Source organism: Rhodanobacter sp. UC4437_H4, from assembly GCF_052978425.1.
This window is the reverse complement of sequence record NZ_CM129673.1, coordinates 401,164-421,427: the sequence shown is the minus strand read 5'-3', so window position 1 is coordinate 421,427 and position 20,264 is coordinate 401,164. Positions and strand designations below refer to the sequence as shown.

16 protein-coding genes are annotated in these 20,264 nt (G+C 66.3%); 4 read left to right on the top strand and 12 right to left on the bottom strand.

From position 1 onward, the window contains the following. Positions 1-4 precede the first annotated feature (4 nt). The gene (gene infA, locus ACVCL3_RS02145) at positions 5-223 is read left to right on the top strand and encodes a translation initiation factor IF-1 (protein ID WP_007081871.1); all 219 of its coding nucleotides are present in this window, start codon (positions 5-7) and stop codon (positions 221-223) included. Positions 224-310: 87 nt separating this feature from the next. Here the strand turns inward: infA and clpA are convergent, their stop codons facing one another. Both clpA and clpS read right to left on the bottom strand, forming a co-directional pair. Beyond that, positions 311-2,581 carry an ATP-dependent Clp protease ATP-binding subunit ClpA gene (gene clpA / locus ACVCL3_RS02140; RefSeq protein WP_447098858.1) on the bottom strand — a complete coding sequence of 757 codons (2,271 nt, stop codon included), beginning with the start codon at positions 2,579-2,581 and terminating at the stop codon, positions 311-313. 65 nt (positions 2,582-2,646) lie between these two features. After that, positions 2,647-2,973: an ATP-dependent Clp protease adapter ClpS gene (gene clpS / locus ACVCL3_RS02135; protein ID WP_395118566.1), complete on the bottom strand. Its 327-nt coding sequence runs from the start codon at positions 2,971-2,973 to the stop codon at positions 2,647-2,649. A 118-nt stretch (positions 2,974-3,091) separates the two neighbouring features. On the opposite strand from clpS, the gene ACVCL3_RS02130 reads away from it, so the two are divergent. The 3 genes from ACVCL3_RS02130 to hflD are packed head-to-tail and all read left to right on the top strand — an operon-like array spanning position 3,092 to position 5,356. Then, positions 3,092-3,577, top strand: coding sequence for an NUDIX hydrolase (locus ACVCL3_RS02130; protein ID WP_447098857.1), 486 nt, complete (start codon positions 3,092-3,094; stop codon positions 3,575-3,577). Further along, positions 3,574-4,722, top strand: a complete 1,149-nt coding sequence (mnmA, locus tag ACVCL3_RS02125) for a tRNA 2-thiouridine(34) synthase MnmA (protein WP_447100319.1) — start codon at positions 3,574-3,576, stop codon at positions 4,720-4,722. Before ACVCL3_RS02130 ends, mnmA begins: the two co-directional genes overlap by 4 nt. A 10-nt stretch (positions 4,723-4,732) precedes the next feature. After that, positions 4,733-5,356: a high frequency lysogenization protein HflD gene (gene hflD, locus ACVCL3_RS02120; protein WP_395121391.1), complete on the top strand. Its 624-nt coding sequence runs from the start codon at positions 4,733-4,735 to the stop codon at positions 5,354-5,356. Between the two features lie 73 nt (positions 5,357-5,429). Here the strand turns inward: hflD and gyrA are convergent, their stop codons facing one another. The 10 genes from gyrA to nusA all read right to left on the bottom strand — a co-directional run bounded on the left by gyrA (position 5,430) and on the right by nusA (position 20,180). Continuing rightward, positions 5,430-8,045 (bottom strand): DNA gyrase subunit A, encoded by a 2,616-nt coding sequence (gene gyrA / locus ACVCL3_RS02115; protein WP_447100318.1) that lies wholly within the window; start codon positions 8,043-8,045, stop codon positions 5,430-5,432. Positions 8,046-8,346: 301 nt separating this feature from the next. After that, entirely contained in the window at positions 8,347-9,366 is a 1,020-nt protein-coding gene (mtnA, locus tag ACVCL3_RS02110; protein WP_395118574.1) for an S-methyl-5-thioribose-1-phosphate isomerase, read from the bottom strand. A gap of 64 nt (positions 9,367-9,430) precedes the next feature. Then, positions 9,431-10,498 carry a class III poly(R)-hydroxyalkanoic acid synthase subunit PhaC gene (locus ACVCL3_RS02105; RefSeq protein ID WP_447100317.1) on the bottom strand — a complete coding sequence of 356 codons (1,068 nt, stop codon included), beginning with the start codon at positions 10,496-10,498 and terminating at the stop codon, positions 9,431-9,433. 11 nt (positions 10,499-10,509) lie between these two features. Further along, complete coding sequence (locus tag ACVCL3_RS02100) at positions 10,510-11,541, bottom strand: poly(R)-hydroxyalkanoic acid synthase subunit PhaE (RefSeq protein WP_447100316.1); 1,032 nt, start codon at positions 11,539-11,541, stop codon at positions 10,510-10,512. A gap of 121 nt (positions 11,542-11,662) precedes the next feature. Beyond that, positions 11,663-13,768 (bottom strand): polyribonucleotide nucleotidyltransferase, encoded by a 2,106-nt coding sequence (gene pnp, locus ACVCL3_RS02095; RefSeq protein WP_395118580.1) that lies wholly within the window; start codon positions 13,766-13,768, stop codon positions 11,663-11,665. 83 nt (positions 13,769-13,851) lie between these two features. Further along, the gene (gene rpsO, locus ACVCL3_RS02090; RefSeq protein ID WP_136257158.1) at positions 13,852-14,121 is read right to left on the bottom strand and encodes a 30S ribosomal protein S15; all 270 of its coding nucleotides are present in this window, start codon (positions 14,119-14,121) and stop codon (positions 13,852-13,854) included. Positions 14,122-14,278: 157 nt separating this feature from the next. After that, positions 14,279-15,217 (bottom strand): tRNA pseudouridine(55) synthase TruB, encoded by a 939-nt coding sequence (gene truB / locus ACVCL3_RS02085; RefSeq protein ID WP_447098852.1) that lies wholly within the window; start codon positions 15,215-15,217, stop codon positions 14,279-14,281. A gap of 14 nt (positions 15,218-15,231) precedes the next feature. Beyond that, positions 15,232-15,615: a 30S ribosome-binding factor RbfA gene (gene rbfA / locus ACVCL3_RS02080; RefSeq protein ID WP_395118584.1), complete on the bottom strand. Its 384-nt coding sequence runs from the start codon at positions 15,613-15,615 to the stop codon at positions 15,232-15,234. Between the two features lie 156 nt (positions 15,616-15,771). Further along, complete coding sequence (gene infB, locus ACVCL3_RS02075) at positions 15,772-18,543, bottom strand: translation initiation factor IF-2 (protein ID WP_447100315.1); 2,772 nt, start codon at positions 18,541-18,543, stop codon at positions 15,772-15,774. 131 nt (positions 18,544-18,674) lie between these two features. Beyond that, positions 18,675-20,180, bottom strand: coding sequence for a transcription termination factor NusA (gene nusA / locus ACVCL3_RS02070; protein ID WP_395118588.1), 1,506 nt, complete (start codon positions 20,178-20,180; stop codon positions 18,675-18,677). Positions 20,181-20,264: the final 84 nt, after the last annotated feature.

The window sequence follows — 20,264 nt, the reverse complement described above, 5'->3', positions numbered from 1 at the left end:
ACATATGGCCAAAGACGACGTCATCGAAATGGAAGGCACGGTCCAGGAGACCCTGCCCAACACCATGTTCCGCGTGCAGCTGGAGAACGGTCACGTGGTGATCGCGCACATCTCCGGGCGCATGCGCAAGCACTACATCCGTATCCTCACGGGCGACAAGGTCAAGATCGAGATGACCCCGTACGACCTGAGCAAGGGACGCATCACCTACCGCATGAAGTAGGCGGCCCCGACGGGATCGACGTACCGATATGACAAAAGCGGCGCATGGCGCCGCTTTTGCGTTGTGGAGCCAGCCCTCAGCGGGCCGTTACTCAACGATGGCCGGGAGCTTGGTGACGGCCTTGCACTCCACCTTCAGTTCGCCGTCGGCCACGCTCAGCTTGACCACGCCGCCGTCGACCAGCTTGCCGAACAGCAGCTCGTCGGCCAGCGCGCGCTTCACCTTCTCCTGGATCACCCGCGCCATCGGCCGTGCGCCCATCTGCGGGTCGAAGCCGTGCTCGGCCAGCCAGCGGCGGGCGTCGGCATCCACGTCCAGGCTCACCCGCTTCTCGGTCAGCTGGCTTTCCAGCTCGATCAGGAACTTGTCGACCACGCGCAGGATGTGCTCGAAGTCGAGCGCGGCGAACTGGATGATCGCGTCCAGCCGGTTGCGGAACTCCGGCGTGAAGATGCGGCGGATCACTTCCATCGCGTCCGATTCGTGCTTCTGCTCGACGAAGCCCATGCTGCGCCGTGCCGCGATCGCCGCGCCCGCGTTGGTGGTCATCACCACCACCACGTTCTTGAAGTTCGCCTCGCGGCCATTGGTGTCGGTCAGCACCCCGCGGTCCATCACCTGCAGCAGGATGTTGAACACGTCCGGATGCGCCTTCTCGATCTCGTCCAGCAGCAGCACCGCGTGCGGGTGCTTGGTCACCGCCTCGGTCAGCAGGCCGCCCTGGTCGAAACCGACGTAGCCCGGAGGCGCACCGACCAGCCGCGACACCGAATGCCCTTCCATGTACTCGGACATGTCGAAACGGATCATCTCGATGCCGAGCTGCATCGCCAGCTGCTTGGTCACCTCGGTCTTGCCCACGCCGGTGGGGCCGGCCAGCAGGAAGCAGCCGATCGGCTTGGACGGGTCGGCCAGGCCCGAGCGGGCCATCTTGATCGACGCGGCCAGCGCCTCGATCGCCGGGTCCTGCCCGAACACCACCATCTTGAGGTTGCGCTCGAGGTTGCGCAGCACGTCGCGATCGGAGGCGGAGACCTGCTTCTCCGGAATCCGCGCCATCTTGGCCACGATGTACTCGACTTCGCTGACGTCCACGGTACCGGTGCGCTTGTCTTCCGGCAGCAGTCGCTGGCGTGCGCCGGCCTCGTCGATCACGTCGATCGCCTTGTCCGGCAGCAGCCGGTCGGGGATGTGCTTCACCGACAGGTCGACGGCCGCCTTCAGCGCGTCGTTGGTGTAGGCGACATGGTGGTGTTCCTCGAAGCGCGAACGCAGGCCCTTGAGGATCTCCACGCTGTCGGCCACGGTCGGTTCGACCACGTCGATCTTCTGGAAGCGGCGGGCCAGCGCACGGTCCTTCTCGAACACGCCGCGGTATTCCTGGAACGTGGTCGAACCGATGCAGCGCAGTTCGCCCGAGGCCAGCATCGGCTTGATCAGGTTCGAGGCATCCATGGTGCCGCCCGAGGCGGAGCCGGCGCCGATGATCGTGTGGATCTCGTCGATGAACAGAATCGCACCGGGCTGCTTCTTGAGCTGCGCGATCACGCTCTTCAGGCGCTTCTCGAAATCGCCACGGTACTTGGTACCGGCCACCAGGGCACCGAGATCCAGCGCCCAGATCGTGGCGCTCTCCAGCACCTCGGGCACTTCGCCGTCGACGATGCGCTTGGCCAGGCCCTCGGCCAGCGCAGTCTTGCCCACGCCGGCCTCGCCGACATACAGCGGATTGTTCTTGCGCCGGCGGCAGAGCACCTGGATGGTGCGCTCGATCTCGTCGGCGCGCCCGATCAGCGGGTCGATCTTGCCTTCCAGCGCCAGTTCGTTGAGGTTGCTGGCGAACTCGTGCAGCGGGTTGCCCTTGGGCTCGCCGCCCTCCTCGCCCTCGCGCTCGCCGCCGGACACGCCGGCGGCCGGCTCGTCGCCGATCTTGGCGATGCCGTGCGAGATGTAGTTGACCACGTCGAGCCGGGTGATCTCCTGCTGGTGCATGAAGAACACCGCATGCGAGTCTTTCTCGCCGAAGATCGCCACCAGCACGTTGGCGCCGGTAACCTCCTTTCGGCCGGACGACTGCACGTGGTAGACGGCGCGCTGCAGCACCCGCTGGAAGCCCAGCGTGGGCTGAGTGTCGCGCTCGTCGCCCGGCGGCAGCACCGGCACCGTCTCGCCGATGATGCGGGTCAGCTCGCCGGCCATGCGCGGCAGGTCGACGCCGCAGGCGCGCAGTGCGCCGAGCGCCGACTGGTTCTCCGTCAGCGCCAGCAGCAGGTGTTCCACCGTCATGAACTCATGACGCTGTTCGCGGGCCTGCTTGTAGCAGTGGCCGATGGTGACTTCCAGATCCTTGCTGAACATTCGGATCGTCTCCGCTAGCTTGTTGGGCGGCCTTCAGCGCCGCGATGGGCACGAAATGGGGGCGTTCAGAGCTTTTCCATAGTGCACAACAACGGATGCTGATGCGAGCGGGAATACTCGTTGACGTGGGTGACCTTGGTTTCTGCCACTTCCCGCGTGAACACGCCGCACACGCCGCGTCCGCGGGTATGCACGTGCAACATGATTTGCACCGCCTGTTCCTGGTCCAGGGTAAAGAAATTGCGCAGCACCTCCACCACGAAATCCATCGGTGTGAAATCGTCGTTCAGCAGCAGCACCTGGAACAGCGGCGGTCGTGCCACTTCCGGCTTGGCGGTTTCCAGCGCCAGGCCGCGGCCGCTGTCTTGTTCGTGTTCGTTTTCGTTGGCCATGGTGTCGTGGGAGGCATTCGCTTTCGGTTGAAGTATACGCCGCCGCCAATCGTGCCCGGCGCGTCGGCGTTTACTGCAGGTAGTGGCACAATGGACACTTTTCCACCCCTGAATTTTCATGGCCGACCCCACGCCCCGCCCCGAGATCTGGCGCCCGCACGTCACCGTTGCGTGCGTGGTGGCTGAGGCCGGGCGCTACCTGATGGTGGAGGAGGAGGTTGCCGGCCGACTGGTCTGCAACCAGCCGGCCGGGCACCTGGAGGACGGCGAAACGCTGGCCGCCGCGGCCGTGCGCGAGACCCTGGAAGAAACCGGCTGGACGGTCGAGCCGCAGCACCTGATCGGCGTGCAGCAATGGCGCAGCAGCGAGCACGGCGAGGCAGTGATCCGCTTCAGTTTCGCCGCCCGGGCACTCGGGCACGACGCCGATCGGCCGCTGGACACCGGTATCCGCCGCGCCTTGTGGATGACTCGCGACGAAATCGCCGGCCTCGGCGAGCGCCTGCGCAGCCCGCTGGTGCTGGCCAGCATCGACGCCTGGCTGGCCGGCCAGCGACTGCCGCTGGCCAGCCTGAGCTGGGTGCCGGGAGGGTCGCGCGGATGAAGGTGATGCTGGGCGTCTCCGGCGGTGTCGATTCGTCGGTGGCTGCCTTGTTGCTGCAACGGCAGGGCCACGAGGTCGAAGGCCTGTTCATGCAGAACTGGGAAGAGGACGACCGCGACGGTCCGTGCACCAGCGACGCGGACCGCAAGGACGCGGTGGCGGTCTGTGGCCGCCTGGGCATCCCGTTCCACGCGCGCAACTTCGCGGCGGAGTACTGGGATGGCGTGTTCGAGCACTTTCTTGCCGAATACCGCGCCGGCCGCACCCCCAACCCGGACGTGCTGTGCAATCGCGAGATCAAGTTCAAGACCTTCCTCGACGAGGCTCGCACGCTCGGCGCGGAAAAGATCGCCACCGGCCATTACGCCCGCGTCGATTGCGTGGACGGACGCCACCGGCTGCTGCGGGCGACGGACGCGGCCAAGGACCAGAGTTATTTCCTGCATGCGCTGGGCCAGCAGCAACTGGCCGCCACGCTGTTTCCGCTGGGCGGGATCGAGAAGCCGCGCGTGCGCGAACTGGCCCGCGAGGCGGCGCTGCCGACCCATGCGAAGAAGGATTCCACCGGCATCTGCTTCATCGGCGAGCGCGACTTCCGCAGCTTCCTGGCGCGGTACATTCCCGCACGCCCGGGCGAGATGCGCACGCCCGACGGCCGGCGGGTCGGCGAACACCAGGGGGTGATGTATTACACCCTGGGCCAGCGCAACGGACTCGGCATCGGCGGCCGGCATGGCGCCAGCGGCGAGCCGTGGTTCGTGGTGGGCAAGGACGTGGCGGCCAACGTGCTGATCGTCGCCCAGGGCGGCGAGAACCAGTGGCTGCTGTCGCGGCGATTGCATACCGAGGCACCACACTGGATCGCCGGCGAGCCGCCGGGCACCGAGTTTCGCTGCACGGCGCGCACGCGCTACCGTCAGACCGACCAGGCGTGCTCGGTCAGCGTCGGCGAGACCGGTCTTGCCGTCACGTTCGATGTGCCGCAGCGTGCCGTCACGCCGGGTCAATCGGTCGTTTTCTACGCTGGCGAGGTCTGTCTCGGCGGCGCGGTGATCATGGCAACCGATGCCGCCTACGGCGGCTTGCTGCCAGCCTTCACCCTCACCACCACAGCGCAACTCAAGGAATCGCAAATCCGTGTTTGAAACCCTAGGCATGAACGAGGAACGCGTACTCGCCCTGGCCGGATTGTTTCAGGCCTGCTCGCTGGCCCAGCAACTGGCCAACGACGGACGCTGCGACGAGATCGCCATGCAAGCGGGCGTGGCCAGCATCTTCCGCATCGACGCGCCCTCGGTGGTGGCCGTGTACGGTGGCGTCTCGGGCGTGCGACTCGGCCTGCGCAACCTGGTCGCCCAGCTCGACGAGAGCGATCGCGACATGTCGGTTACCCGCATGGTGGTCACCGTGATGCGGCTGGAACGCAGCCTTGCCGGCCGCCCGGAGCTGCTGGAGAAGCTGCAGCAGGGCATCCAGGCGGCGCAGCGCCAGGTCGAGCATTTCGGACAGGATTCGAGCCAGGTCAGCGGCCGTCTCGCCGAGCTGTATGCCTCCACGCTGTCCACCTTGCGGCCGCGGGTGATGGTCAGCGGCAATCCGCAGCAGTTGCAGCAACCGGCCGTGGTCGAGAAAGTGCGCGCCAACCTGCTCGCCGCGGTGCGCTCGGCGGTGCTGTGGCGCCAGGTCGGCGGACGCCAGTGGCAGCTTCTGGTGTACCGGCGTCAATGCAGCATGCTGGCCCGCGGCCTGCTGACCGGTGTCACGCTGGACCATCGCTGACCGACGCGCGGCATGCCATGAACGCGAACAGGCCCCGGCCATGCCGGGGCCTGTTCGTTTCACCACAGCGGGATCACTCGTCCGCGGAAGCGTCTCCCGTGGCGCCCTCACCCGCTTCGCCGACCGGCGCATCCCCGGACTCGACGACGGCCTCGTCGCCGTTGTCCTCTTCCGCGTCCAGCCGCATCACGCTGACCAGCGTTTCGTTGGCGGGCAGCTTGATCAGGGTGACGCCCTGGGTATTGCGGCCCAGTTGCGAGACTTCCGCCACGCGCGTGCGCACCAGGGTGCCCTGGTCGGAGATCAGCATCAGCTCGTGCGCCTCGGTGACCTGCACCGCGCCGACCAGCGCGCCATTGCGCTCGGAGCACTGGATGCCGATGACGCCCTGCGTGCCACGGCCCTTCTTGGTGAACTCGGCCAGTTCGGTGCGCTTGCCGTAGCCCCGCGCCGTGGCGGTGAGGATGTCGCCTTCCGCCGCCACGATCAGCGATACCACCTCGGCGCCGCCGACCAGTTTCATGCCGCGTACGCCCGCGGCGGTGCGGCCCATCGAGCGCACGGTGTTCTCGTCGAAACGATTGACCTTGCCGTTGGAGGCGAACAGCAGGATGTCGCTGTCGCCGTCGGTCAGCTCGACGTTGACCAGTGCGTCGTCGTCGTGCAGCTTGATCGCCAGCTTGCCCTTCTGCAGCTGGAACGCGAATTCGGTCAGCGGGGTTTTCTTCACCGTGCCGTGCTTGGTGGCAAAGAACACGAAGCGATCTTCCGCATACTCGCGGATCGGCAGCACCGCCTGCACCTTTTCGCCCTCGCCCAGCGGCAGCAGGTTGATGATCGGCTTGCCGCGCGCGCCGGGACCGGCCTCGGGAATCTGGTAGACCTTGAGCCAGTAGACGCGGCCGGTGCTGGTGAAGGTGAGCAGGGTGTCGTGCGTGTTGACCACCCACAGCTGCTCGACCACGTCCTCGTCCTTCAGCGCCGAGGCCGAGCGACCCTTGCCGCCGCGCCGCTGCGAGCGGTAGGTGCTGGCCGGCTGGCGCTTGACATAGCCGGTGTGCGACAGCGTGACCACCATGTCTTCCGGGGCGATCAGGTCGAGGACGTTGAGGTCCTCCTGCGAATGCTGGATCTCGGTGCGACGCGCGTCGCCGAACTCGGCCTTGATCGCTTCCAGCTCCTCGCGGATCACCTGCAGCAGGCGGTCCGGGTTCTCCAGGATCTCGATCAGGCCGCGGATGGTTTCCAGGATCTGGCGGTACTCGTCGGAAAGCTTTTCCTGTTCCAGGCCGGTAAGGCGGTGCAGCCGCATCGCCAGGATTTCCTGCGCCTGCACGTCGGACAACTGGTAGCCATCGGCCTTCAGGCCATCGCGCGGGTCCATGTCCTCCGGTCGCGAGGCACCGGCACCGGCCGCCGACAACAGCGCGCCGACCACGCCCGGCTGCCATTTCCTGGCCAGCATGCGCTCGCGCGCCTCGGCCGGCGACGCCGAAGTCTTGATCAGCTCGATCATCTCGTCGATGTTGGCCAGTGCGACAGTGAGGCCTTCGAGGATGTGCGCGCGGGCGCGGGCCTTGCGCAGCTCGAAGATGGTGCGGCGGGTGACCACCTCGCGCCGGTGGCGGATGAACGCTTCGAGGATGTCCTTGAGGTTCAGCAGCTTCGGCTGGCCGTCCAGCAGCGCCACCATGTTGATGCCGAAGGTGACCTGCAACTGGGTCTGCTGGAACAGGTTGTTCAGCACCACGTCGCCCATCGCGTCCTTGCGGATCTCGATGACGACGCGCATGCCGTCCTTGTCGGACTCGTCACGCAGCTCGCTGATGCCTTCGAGCTTCTTTTCCTTGACCAGCTCGGCGATCTTTTCGATCAGCCGCGCCTTGTTCACCTGGTACGGCAGCTCGTGGACGATGATCGTCTCGCGGCCGTTCGACTCGGTTTCGATCTCCGCCTTCGCGCGCACCAGGATGCGGCCGCGACCGGTGCGATAGGCCTCGATGATGCCGGAGGAGCCATTGATGATGCCGTGGGTCGGGAAGTCCGGGCCCGGGATGTAATGCATCAATTCGTCGATCGACAGCGCGGGCTCGTCGATCAGCGCGATGGTCGCCGCGATTACCTCGTTGAGGTTGTGCGGCGGGATGTTGGTGGCCATGCCGACCGCGATGCCGGCCGAACCGTTCACCAGCAGGTTCGGCACGCGCGTGGGCAGCACCAGCGGCTCGTGCTCGCTCTCGTCGTAGTTCGGGCCGAAGTCGACGGTTTCCTTGTCGATGTCGGCCAGCAGCTCGTGGCTGAGCCGCGACATGCGCACCTCGGTGTAACGCATGGCGGCGGCGCTGTCGCCGTCGACCGAGCCGAAGTTGCCCTGGCCGTCGACCAGCATGTAGCGCAGCGAGAACGGCTGCGCCAGGCGCACGATCGCGTCATACACCGACTGGTCGCCGTGCGGATGGTATTTGCCGATGACGTCGCCGACCACGCGGGCCGACTTCTTGTACGGCTTGTTCCACACGTTGCCGAGTTCGTTCATCGCGAACAATACGCGACGATGCACCGGCTTGAGTCCATCGCGTACATCGGGAAGCGCGCGGCCAATGATCACGCTCATCGCGTAATCGAGGTAGCTCTGCCGCATCTCGTCTTCGATGTTGACGCGAATGATTTCTTTGGCGGTTTCTGCCATGGATTGACTTCCCTGGAGACAAAAAAAGGACGCTGGCGCCGCGTCTCAAGCGCGTGCGCGAGCGACCCGAAATGAACCGCAGGATTGTAGCATGGATGGTTGCAAAATGACAGGTTTTAAGCTTTTGAAATCAATGACTTGTATTGCCATTGCGAGACCGGCACGAGGCCATCGGAAATGTGCTCAAGAATTGAGCAGCGCGCCGGACGCGCAGGCCCCCAGCGAGGTCGTCTCGGCAACCAGCGGACGAACACCGCGAGCGCCGCAAGGACGGCCGGATGCCGCATCGGAACCCGGGGAATCAATGGCCGAACAAGGCCTGCATCGACAGGGTGTCAGGTCGCTCGATCACGCCGCGCTCGGTGACGATCGCGTCGATCAGCTCGGCGGGTGCGACGTCGAAAACCGGATTCCATGCCTGCGCTCCCTCCACCACCACGCGCCTGCCCCCGCTGGACAGAAGCTCGGCCGGGTCGCGCAGCTCGATCTCGATCTCCTCGCCGTTGGCGGTCGCCATGTCCACCGTCGACGACGGCGCCACCACCATGAACTTGACGCCATGGTATTTCGCGCTGATCGCCAGTTGGTAGGTGCCAATCTTGTTGGCGGTGTCGCCGTTGGCCGCGATGCGGTCGGCACCGACGATCACCCACTGCACGGCGCCGGATTTCATCAGGTGCGCGGCGGCAGAGTCGGCGATCAGCCGGGCGGGGATGCCCTCGCGCACGAGTTCCCACATGGTCAGCCGCGCGCCTTGCTGCCACGGACGCGTCTCGCCGGCATAGACGCGCGCGATCCGGTTTGCGGCGACGCCGGCGCGGATCACCCCGAGCGCGGTACCGTAACCGGCGGTGGCCAGCGAACCGGTGTTGCAATGGGTCAGCACGCCCGAGCCCGGCGCGATCAGTGCTGCACCGAGCTCACCCATGCGGCGATTGGCAGCCAGATCCTCGTCCTGGATCAGCTGCGCCTCGTGCAACAGCGCACCGGCATCGGCACCGGCAGCGATGCGTTTTTTCATCCGGTCCAATGCCCACATCAGGTTCACTGCCGTGGGCCGGGCCGCGCGCAACTGCGCCAATACCGGTTCCAGCGGAACGCCCTGCTGTGCCGCCATCGCCACGCCCCAGGCGGCGGCAATGCCGATGGCCGGCGCGCCACGCACGGCCAGGTCGCGGATGGCCTGGGTGACCTGGGCCGCATCGCGGCAGTCGATCCAGCGTTCCTCGCCCGGCAGCAGGCGCTGGTCGAGCAGGCGCAGGTGATCGCCTTGCCACTGCACGGCGCGGATGGAATCGTGGGTATCGGCGGATGTGGTCATCCGGTGATTATCGCCTGTCGTGCGTGGATTCCGCACGACAGGCGATCACGTGCGGGCGCGCGATTCAGTCGCGCTGGCGCAACCACTGGTGGATCGCCGGCGGCACCTCGCGCTGGGCGCGGCCGGACACGTAGATGCCGATGTGGCCGCCCTTGAATGCGAGCTGGGTGTAGTCGGTGGTGCCCACGTGCTTGCCCAGTGCGCGCGAGGCATCCGGCGGCACCAGGTGATCCTGCTCGGCGAAGATGTTCAGCACCGGCTGGGTGATCATGCCCAGATCCACGCTCTGACCGCCGATGTCCAGCGTGCCCTTGACCAGCTTGTTGCCCTGGTAGAAATCCTTGATGAACTGGCGGAACGCCTCGCCGGCCTGGTCGGGCGAGTCGAAGATCCAGCGCTCCATGCGCAGGAAGTTTTCCAGCTCGGTCGGGTTGTCGAGGATGTCCACCATGCCGATGTACTTCTGCTGGTTCAGCCGCAGCGGCTTCAGCGTGAGGTAGACGTAGTTCATCAACCCGGCCGGGATGTTGCCCATGGTGTCGACGAACAGGTCCACGTCCATGCGGCGGCACCAGTGCGACAGCATGTTGTCCGGCGTGTGGAAATCCACCGGGGTGACCATGGTGATCAGGTTCTTCACCTTGTCCGGGTGCAGCGCGGTATAGCACAGCGAGAACGCGCCGCCCTGGCAGATGCCGAGCAGGTTGATCGCGTCGAGACCGTGGCGTTTGCGTACCACGTCGACGCAGCGGTCGAGGTAGCCGTTGATGTAGTCGTCCAGGGTCAGCCAGCGGTCGGCGCCGTCGGGATAGCCCCAGTCGATCAGGTAGACATCCTCGCCCTGCTCCAGCAGGTTGCGCACCATCGAGCGGTCGGCCTGCAGGTCGGTCATCCACACCGTGTTGACCAGGGCGTAGACGATCAGCAGCGGGGTCTTCGAGGTCGCCTTGCCGTGACCGGTGAAGTGCCAGACCTTCAGCTTGTCCTCGCTGTAGACCAGCTCGCGCGGGGTATTGGCGTATTCCGGCTCGCGCATGTTGCGCAGGTTGGCCATGCCGGCGGCCAGTTTGCGCTGGAAGGTGGCGATGTCGGCCAGGGCCCGGGTCGGGTCGATGCGCAATGGTGTCTGCATGGCTGCTCTCCTTATTTGCGCTTGCGCTGGCCGGAGCCCGATTTGGACGGGCTGGTGGGCTTGCGCGCCGCTTTCGCCGGCGCCTTCTTCACGGCGACCGCAGGCTTGGCAGCGGCGCGCTTCTTCACTGCGGGTACCGCCGGACGATCGGCGAGCCGGCGCTTCAACGCCGCGAGTTCCCGGCGCAAGGCCATGATCTCCCCGGCATGGTCGGCGGACCCATCGGCCAGATTGGCACGGAATTCGCGGCGCAGCGCCTGCAGGCGTTCACCGAGGCTGGACACTTCGCTGCGCGTGGGCACGCCGAGCTGCTGGCACATCTGCTCGGTCTGCTGTTGCTGGAGCTGGCGCACGCGCATCTGCGTGTTGACCATCTCGCCATAGGCATCGCGGAACTCGTCGGACAGCGCGATTCCCGCATAAGCCTCTTCGGAGGCGTCCACCCACAAGTCGTACAGCCCCTTGAGCGAATCGACCTGGCGCCCCGGTTCGGCCAACCGCGCCTGCAGGCGTTGCATGCCTTCCGCGTTGGCGCGCTGGATCAGTTCCTGATAGCGGGCGGATGCCCGCATCGACTCCAGCAAGGCCGTGGCCAGGGCTTGCTGCTGCATCTGCTGCTCGCGGTTCAAGCCGAATGCCGGGGTCGGCCCCTGCAAGCCCGACAGCTCACCGAAACCACCGCGCTGGGCCGCCTGCAGCCAGGACTGCCATTGCCGCGCGAAGCCCTCCGCGCCGGCAGTGTCGATGCCGCCGAAAGCCTGCGCGAACGGCTGACTGGCTCCACCGAACATCTGCTGCAATTGCTGACGCCAGTCGGTGGCCGGCTGGGCCGCGCCGCCGCTGGCCGCTGCCTGCATCCAGTCGAAGTATCCCTTCAGCCCGGCCAGGGTGCGTTCGAGCATGTCATTGCCCGCGGCAGGCGCCGGGGGCGGCGCGAACGGATTGGCCGCGGGAGGCTGCTGGAACTGGCGCGTCCAGGCGTCCCACGACTGCTGTGCCAGCGCCTGGTAATCCCTGATGAAATCATTCGCCGGATCGGCCATCGGTGCATCCTCGCGCAAGGTCCATCCATCCTAGCAAAAGCAGGTTGCACAAAATCACCGGCCCCGAAACGCGCAAGGCCCGGCATGGGCCGGGCCTTGCGGAATTGCCTCGTGGCGGAGTTCAGACGCTGGCGCGCTCTTCCTCGGTCACGGCCTTCATCGACAGGCGGATGCGGCCCTGCTTGTCGACTTCCAGCACCTTGACCTTGACGATGTCGCCTTCCTTGAGCTTGTCGGAGACCTTTTCGACGCGCTCGTCGGAAATCTGCGATACGTGCACCAGACCGTCCTTGCCCGGCATGATCGTCACGAACGCGCCGAAGTCCATCAGCTTGGCGACCTTGCCCTCGTAGATGCGGCCCGGCTCGACGTCGGAAGTGATCTGCTCGATGCGCTTCTTGGCCGCTTCGCCCGCCTCGCGATTGACCGAGCCGATGATGATGGTGCCGTCATCGCTGATGTCGATCGTGGTGCCGGTCTCCTCGGTGATCGAGCGGATGGTGGCGCCGCCCTTGCCGATCACTTCGCGGATCTTGTCCGGGTGGATCTTGATGGTGATCAGGCGCGGGGCGAACTCGCTCATCTCGGTGCGGGCGGTGCTGAGCGCCTTGCCCATTTCGCCGAGGATGTGCAGGCGGCCGCGCTTGGCCTGCTCCAGCGCCACCTTCATGATCTCCTCGGTGATGCCGTCGATCTTGATGTCCATCTGCAGCGCGGAGATGCCTTCGGCACTGCCGGCCACCTTGAAGTCCATGTCGCCTAGGTGATCCTCGTCGCCCAGGATGTCGGACAGCACGACGAAGTCGTTGCCCTCCTTGACCAGGCCCATGGCGATACCCGCCACCGGCGCCTTCAGCGGCACGCCGGCATCCATCATCGCCAGCGAGGAACCGCACACCGAGGCCATCGACGAGGAACCGTTGGACTCGGTGATTTCCGAGACCACGCGCACCACGTACGGGAACTCCTCGATGCTCGGCTTGACCGCCTGCACGCCACGCTTGGCAAGACGGCCGTGACCGATCTCGCGACGCTTCGGCGCGCCGAAGCGACCGGCTTCGCCCACCGAGAACGGCGGGAAGTTGTAGTGGAACAGGAACGGGTCCTTCGACTCGCCGCCGGGAGCGTCGATGATCTGCGCGTCACGCGTGGTGCCCAGGGTGATGACGACCAGCGCCTGGGTCTCGCCGCGGGTGAACAGCGCCGAACCATGCGTCCGCGGCAGCACGCCGACACGGGCGGTGATCGCACGCACGTCGTCGAGCTGGCGGCCGTCGATGCGCACCTTGGTCTTCAGCACGCTGTCGCGCATGGTGTGGTATTCGAGCTCCTCGAATTCCTTGGCCATCGCGGCGGTGGACCAGCCGTTTTCTTCGGCCTGTGCCTTGAGCCCGGCCAGCACGTCGGCCTTGATCGCGGAGATCGCGTCGCGACGCTCGAGCTTGTCGCGCACCTGGAACGCGGCGGCCAGCTGGTCGCCGACCGCGCCCTTGACGGCAGCGGCCAGCGACTCGTTGCGCGCCGGTGCCTGCCAGTCCCACGACGGCTTGCCGGCCTCGGTGGCCAGTTCGGCGATCGCGCGGATGGCGGTCTGCATCTGCTGGTGGCCGAACATCACCGCGCCGAGCATCACGTCCTCGGACAACAGCTGCGCTTCGGATTCCACCATCAGCACGGCGCCGGCGGTACCGGCGACGACCAGGTCCAGCTGGGAGGTCTTCAGCTCGGTGGTCGACGGGTTCAGCAGGTACTTGCCGTTGGCGTAACCGACGCGGGCGGCGCCGATCGGGCCCTTGAACGGGATGCCGGCCAGGCTGAGCGCGGCGGAGGCGCCGAGCAGGGCCACGATGTCGCCGTCCACTTCCGGGTTCAGCGAGACGACCTGGGCGATGACCTGCACTTCGTTCTTGAAGTCATCCGGGAACAGCGGGCGCACCGGGCGATCGATCAGGCGCGAGGTCAGCGTCTCCTTCTCGGTCGGACGGCCTTCGCGCTTGAAGAAGCCGCCGGGAATGCGGCCGGCGGAATAGAACTTCTCGACGTAGTCGACGGTGAGCGGGAAGAAATCCTGGCCTTCCTTCTGCTTGGTCGCGGCGACGGCGGTGACCAGCACCACGGTGCCGCCCATGCTGGCCATGACCGCACCGGATGCCTGGCGGGCAATTTCGCCCGTCTCCAGCGTGACTTCGTGATTACCGTACTGGAATGACTTGGTTACTTTTGCCACGTGACTGTTTCCTGATCTGAATTGGGAAAGGCGCCCGCGCACGGGCGCTGCATGATCCTCGCGTCCGCGAACGGCGCCCAGCGTTACCGGCGCAGGCCGAGGCGTTCGATCAGGGTCTGGTAGCGCGCAAGATCGCGATCCTTCAGGTAGCTGAGCAGGCGCTTGCGCTGGTTGACGAGCTTGAGCAGGCCACGACGCGAGTGGTGGTCCTGGATGTGATCCTTGAAGTGACCGGTGAGATGGTCGATGCGGGCGGACAGCAGGGCCACCTGGACTTCAGTCGAGCCCGTATCGTTCGGCACGCGGCCGAAATCAGCAATGATCTTGCTGGTCTGTTCTGCGGTAAGGGACATGGTTGTACGTTTCCTTGAAAGGCGATGCGAAGCTTGCGCTTGCATCATCGCGAGATGACGCAAGCGCAAGCTTCGCCCTGGTTGGAGTGAAAGCGTTGAAATAACTTGTCTATTCTACTGATGCCAGTGGTGTTACAACAAGTGCGCAGCCCGCTTTTCAGGCAAATCCGTCCGCTGGCGGCAGGTTGAAGCCGCGCAGGATGCTGCTGCGGCGCATGTCGTCCAGTTCGAGCACGGCGAGCAAGGCACCATCGGGCGCGAATGCCGCGCAGCGACCGGCGGGTACCGAGGGGTCAAGCTGGATCGGCTGGCCACGCGAAACGGCCATCGCCTGCGCCTCGTCCAGGTGAACCGACGGCAGGTCGCGCAGACCCTCGGCCACCGGCAGCAGATGGCACAGCAAGGCCTCGTCGCCCTGCTCCGCTGCCTGCTCGAGTTCGGCCATGGTGACCATGCGCGGATCGCGGAAGGGATCCACCCAGGTGCGCCGCAGCGAAGTCAGGTGCGCGCCGCAACCCAGGGTGGCACCCAGATCCGTCGCCAGCGAGCGCACATAGGTTCCCGAGCCGCATTCCACCAGCAACTGCAAGGTGTCGCTGTCGCGGGAGAGCAGCTCCAGTCGATGCACGACCACCTCGCGCGCCGGCCGTTCCACCGACTCGCCGCGGCGCGCCTTCACGTACAGTCTTTCGCCATCCTGCTTGAGCGCCGAATACATCGGCGGCACCTGACGGATCGCTCCACGCAGCGGTGCCAGCGCGGCTTCGATCAGCTCAGGGTCGAGTCGGGGCACCGGCTGGCGTGCGATCACCTCGCCCTCGCGGTCACCGGTGTCGGTGCTGATGCCGAGCCGGCATTCAGCCAGATAACCCTTGCTCGCGCCGAGCAAGGTGCCGGCCAGCTTGGTGGCCTCGCCGAAACACAAGGGCAGCAGACCGCTGGCCAGCGGGTCGAGCGCACCGGCGTGACCGCCCTTGGCCGCGCGCAACAGCCGGCGAACGCCTTGCAAGGCCTGGTTCGAGCTCAAGCCGATCGGCTTGTCGAGCAGCACGATCCCGTGCAGGTCGCGGTACTGGATGCGGGGTGGTTTGCGCATTCGTGCCGCCAGACTCAGACCGCGTTGGCGTCATCGTCCGGCTTGGGTGCATCAGCCTGTTCGCGCAGCAGGCGTTCGATGCGCTCGCCCTTGTCGACCGAATCGTCGTACTTGAACTTCAGTTCGGGCACGCGCCGCATGCGCATGCCGCTGTGCGCCAGCGCGTGGCGAATCTCGTGCCCCATCTGGTTGAGCGCCTTCACCGCCGGCAAACCCTGCTCCGGTACCAGCGCGGTGACCCACACCGTCGCCCAGTCCAGGTCCCGGGTGATCTCGACATCGGAAACACTCACCGACGGCAGGCCGTGGTCGCGCACCGCGGCATGCACCAGCAGCCCAAGCTCGCGGCGCAGCTCGGCTCCGATGCGGTCGGTACGTTTGAAATCGCGGGAAGGCATGATTGGAAAGCCGGGAATAGGGAATCGAGAATAGGGAATCGGAAAGGCAAAGGTGCGTCACGGGAGCATGGAGGCCAGGGAAGTCGGGACAGCCGCTCTGACTATTCCCGATTCCCTATTCCCTATTCCCGCTTGCACCTTGCGATGCCGCAGGCATCACAAGGTGCGAGCCACTTCCGTGCGCTCGAAGCATTCGATCTGGTCGCCGACCTTGACGTCGTTGTACTGCTTGACGGCGATGCCGCACTCCATGCCGCTGCGGACTTCTTCCACGAGGTCCTTGAAGCGGCGCAGCGATTCCAGCTCGCCCTCGAACACCACCACGTTGTCGCGCAGCACGCGGATCGGCTTGCTGCGCTTGACGTGGCCCTCGGTGACCATGCAACCGGCCACGGCACCGAACTTGGAACTGCGGAACACGTCGCGCACCTCGGCGATGCCGATGATGTCCTCGCGCACTTCCATACCGAGCAGGCCGGTGGCCGCCTGGGTGACCTGATCGATCACGTCGTAGATGATCGAGAAGTAACGCACGTCCAGGCCGTTGGTTTCGATCACCTTGCGCGCCGATGCGTCGGCACGGACGTTGAAGCCGATCACCAGCGCCTTGGACGCAGCGGCGAGCGTGGCGTCGGATTCGTTGATGCCGCCCACGCCGGAGGACACCACGTTGACCCGCACGCGCTCGTTGCCGATCTGGGTCAGCGACTCGCGCAAGGCCTCCACCGACCCCTGCACGTCGCCCTTGACCAGGATGTTGAGCGTCTGCTGCTCGTCGCCCTGGCCCATCTTGGCGATGATGTCTTCCAGACGGTTGCTCTTGCTGACCATCCGCGTCTCGCGCCGCTTGAGCTCACGCTCCTGCGCCACTTCGCGGGCCAGACGCTCGTCCTCGACGCAGACGAAATCGTCGCCGGTCTCGGGCACGCCGGACAGACCGAGCACCTGCACGGGAATCGACGGACCGGCTTCGTCCACCTGCTTGCCGGACTGGTTGATCAACGCGCGCATGCGCCCGTACTCGATGCCGCAGACCACGAAGTCGCCCTTGCGCAACGTGCCCTGCTGAACCAGCACGGTGGCCACCGGACCGCGGCCGCGATCCAGGCTGGATTCGATCACCACGCCGGAGGCGCGGCCGTCGGCCACCGCCTTGAGCTCCATCACCTCGGCCTGGATCGAGATCGCTTCGAGCAGTTCCTCGATGCCCATGCCGGTCTTGGCCGACACCGGCACGAACTGCACGTCGCCGCCCCAGTCTTCCGGCACCACTTCCTGCGCAACCAGGCCCTGCTTCACGTTGTCGGGGTTGGCGCCGTCCTTGTCCATCTTGTTGACCGCCACGATGATCGGCACGTTGGCCGCGCGGGCATGCTTGACCGCCTCGATCGTCTGCGGCTTGACGCCGTCGTCGGCAGCCACCACCAGGATCACGATGTCGGTTGACTGCGCACCGCGGGCGCGCATCGAGGTGAACGCCGCGTGGCCCGGGGTGTCGAGGAAGGTGATCACGCCGCGCGAGGTCTTCACGTGGTACGCGCCGATGTGCTGGGTGATGCCGCCGGCTTCGCCGGATGCCACCTTGGTGCGCCGGATGTAGTCGAGCAGCGAGGTCTTGCCGTGGTCGACGTGACCCATGATCGTCACTACCGGCGGCCGCGGAACCTTCTCGCCTTCCAGCTCGATGTTCTGGGTATGCGCCGCGAGCGTCTCCTCGGCGTTGTTCTGGTTGTCCGCCACCGGCGTATGGCCGAGTTCCTCGACCACCAGCACGGCGGTGTCGTGGTCGACGGTCTGATTGATCGTCGCCATCACGCCCATCTTGAACAGGGCTTTCACCACCTCGGAGCCCTTCACCGCCATCTTCTGGGCGAGATCGGCCACCACGTTGGTGTCGCTCACCACCACCTCGCGCACCACCGGTGCGGTGGGACGGGAGAACCCGTGCGTTCCGCCGGACACGCCGCTGCCGCGCGCCAGCAGGTCGCGACCGCCACTGCGCCCGCCCTTGCCGCGTTTGGTGCTGGAGGACGAGCGGCGTGCGCGATCGGCCTCGCTGAGGTGCATCTGGCCGCCGGCGAAGCGCTTGCTGCCGTCGCGCTCGTGCTTGCTGCCGACGTCCTCGCTGCGCTCACGGCCATGCCGTGCCTTGCCGCCGCGAGCCGCATCGCTCGCTGCCGGCGCGGGCGCCGGTGCGGGAGCCGGTGCCGGGGCGGGCGGCTTGACCAGTTTTTCGCGCTTGCGCGGCTCGTGAATGCGCGGAAGGATCATGCCCAGCTCGCGCTGGTCCATGCGCTGCACGCCCGGCTCCTCGTCGACGGGTTCGCTGGCGACCACCGGCTCCTCGGCAGGCGCTTCCGGCGCGGGTGCGGCGAGATCCGCCGCGCTCTGCGCTTCGGCGGCCGTTTCGGCACGCCGGGCTTCTTCCTGGCGCTGTTGTTCGTCGAGCTCGCGCTGACGCGCGTCCTTCTCGCGGCGCTGCTCGGAATCCAGCCGTTCGCGCTCCTCGCGCTCGCGCTGCTGCTGCGATTCCTGCAGCTTGCGCACGGCCTCCTCGCGCTCGGGTTCGGCGCTGGCCTCCTCGGCAATCACGCTGCGCTTGACGTAGGTGCGCCTGGCGCGCACTTCCACGTTTACCGTCTTGGCGGGGCCGGCGGCGCCACGACCACCGGAGCCGGCCACCTTCAATTCGCCCACCGTGCGTCGTCGCAGGGTGATCTGGCGCGGTGCCGCATCCGCAACCTCGGCGGCGGCTTCGGCCTTGCCGTGGGTTCGGCGCAGGAATCCGAGCAGTTTCACCTTCTCGGTGCTGCTGATGACCTGCTCCTGGTCGGAGAATTTCATGCCCGCTTCGCCAAGCTGCGTCAGCAACTTGTCGACCGGCATGCCCAGTACCTGGGCGAGTTGTTTGATCGTGACGTCCGACATTCTGTTCTCTGCTCCGCCGTTCCCGCGCTTGTCATTTCGTGCGGCATCATGATCGCCGCCCTTTCCATCCCTGGTGAAGAACCCCGGGGTTCTTCCCGGCGCACCCGTCCGGGGTGCCGCCGTACCCGCGCTCAGCCACCCTGCTCCAGCCGCGCGATCATCGGCGCGCGGGCCGCCATGATCAGCGCCGCAGCGCGCTCCTCATCCATGCCCTCGATATCGATGAGGTCGTCCACTGCCAGGTCGGCCAGGTCGTCGACCGTGCAGACCTCACGCGCGGCCAGCGCATAAGCGGTTTCCTCGTCCATGCCTTCCAGGGCAAGCAGCTCGGCGCTGGGCTGGTGATCGTCGACGCCCTCCTCCACCGCCAGCGCCTCGGTCAGCAGCGCATCGCGGGCGCGGGCACGCAGCTCCTCGACGATGTCCTCGTCGAAGCCCTCCACGGCCAGCAGCTCGGCGCTGGGCACGTAGGCGATTTCCTCGATGCTGGAGAAACCCTCCTGCACCAGGATGACTGCGATCTCCTGGTCGACCTCTAGCTTGTCCATGAACAGGACGCGTGCCGCTTCCTGCTCGGCCTCGCTCTTGGCGGTGACCTGGTCCTGCGTCATCACGTTGAGCTGCCAGCCGGTCAGCTTGCTGGCCAGGCGCACGTTCTGGCCACCGCGGCCGATCGCCTGGGACAGCTTGTCCTCGGCCACCGCGATGTCCATCGAGTGCTTTTCTTCGTCCATGATGATCGACTGCACCTCGGCCGGCGCCATCGCGTTGATGACGAACTGGGCCGGATTCTCGTGCCACAGGATGATGTCGACGCGCTCGCCGTTGAGGTCGTTGGAGACCGCCTGCACGCGCGAACCGCGCATGCCGATGCACGCGCCGATCGGGTCGGTGCGGCTGTCGTGCGCCAGCACGGCGATCTTGGCGCGGTCGCCCGGGTCGCGCGCGCAGCCCTTGATCTCGACCAGGCCCTGGCCGACTTCCGGCACTTCCAGCTTGAACAGCTCGATCATGAACTCCGGCGCGGCGCGCGACACGAACAGCTGCGGGCCACGAACCTCGGATTTGACCTCGTAGAGATAGCCGCGCACGCGGTCGCCCACGCGCGCCGACTCGCGCGGAATGGTCTTGTCGCGCGGGATGAACGCCTCGGCGTTGCTGCCGAGGTCGAGATAGATGTTGCCGCGCTCGACGCGCTTGACGATGCCGGTGACCAGTTCGCCGACGCGATCGGCGAAGGCGTCCACCACCTGCTGGCGCTCGGCCTCGCGCACGCGCTGCACGATCACCTGCTTGGCGGCCTGCGCGGCGATGCGACCGAATTCGGCGTTCTCGACCTGCTCCTCGATGTACTCGCCGACCTGGGCGTCGGCACGCTCGTCCAGCGCATCCATCAGGCGCAGCTGGTACGCCGGGGATTCCATCTCGCCGTCGTCGGCGATGATCTCCCAGCGGCGGAACGTCTCGTACTCGCCGGTAGCGTGATCGATCGACACGCGGATATCCGGCTCTTCGTCCGGGTACCGCTTCTTGGCGGCCGAAGCCAGTGCGGCCTCCATCGCGTCGAAGATCACGTCTTCCGATACGCCCTTTTCGTTGGCGACCGCATCGACGACCAGCAAAAGTTCTTTGCTCATTGCTGCAACTCCACAGGCGCCAGGCGGCGTCCAATTGTTGATTTTTCTGCGCTCGTCCATGAACACGTGGATCAAAGGTCCGCC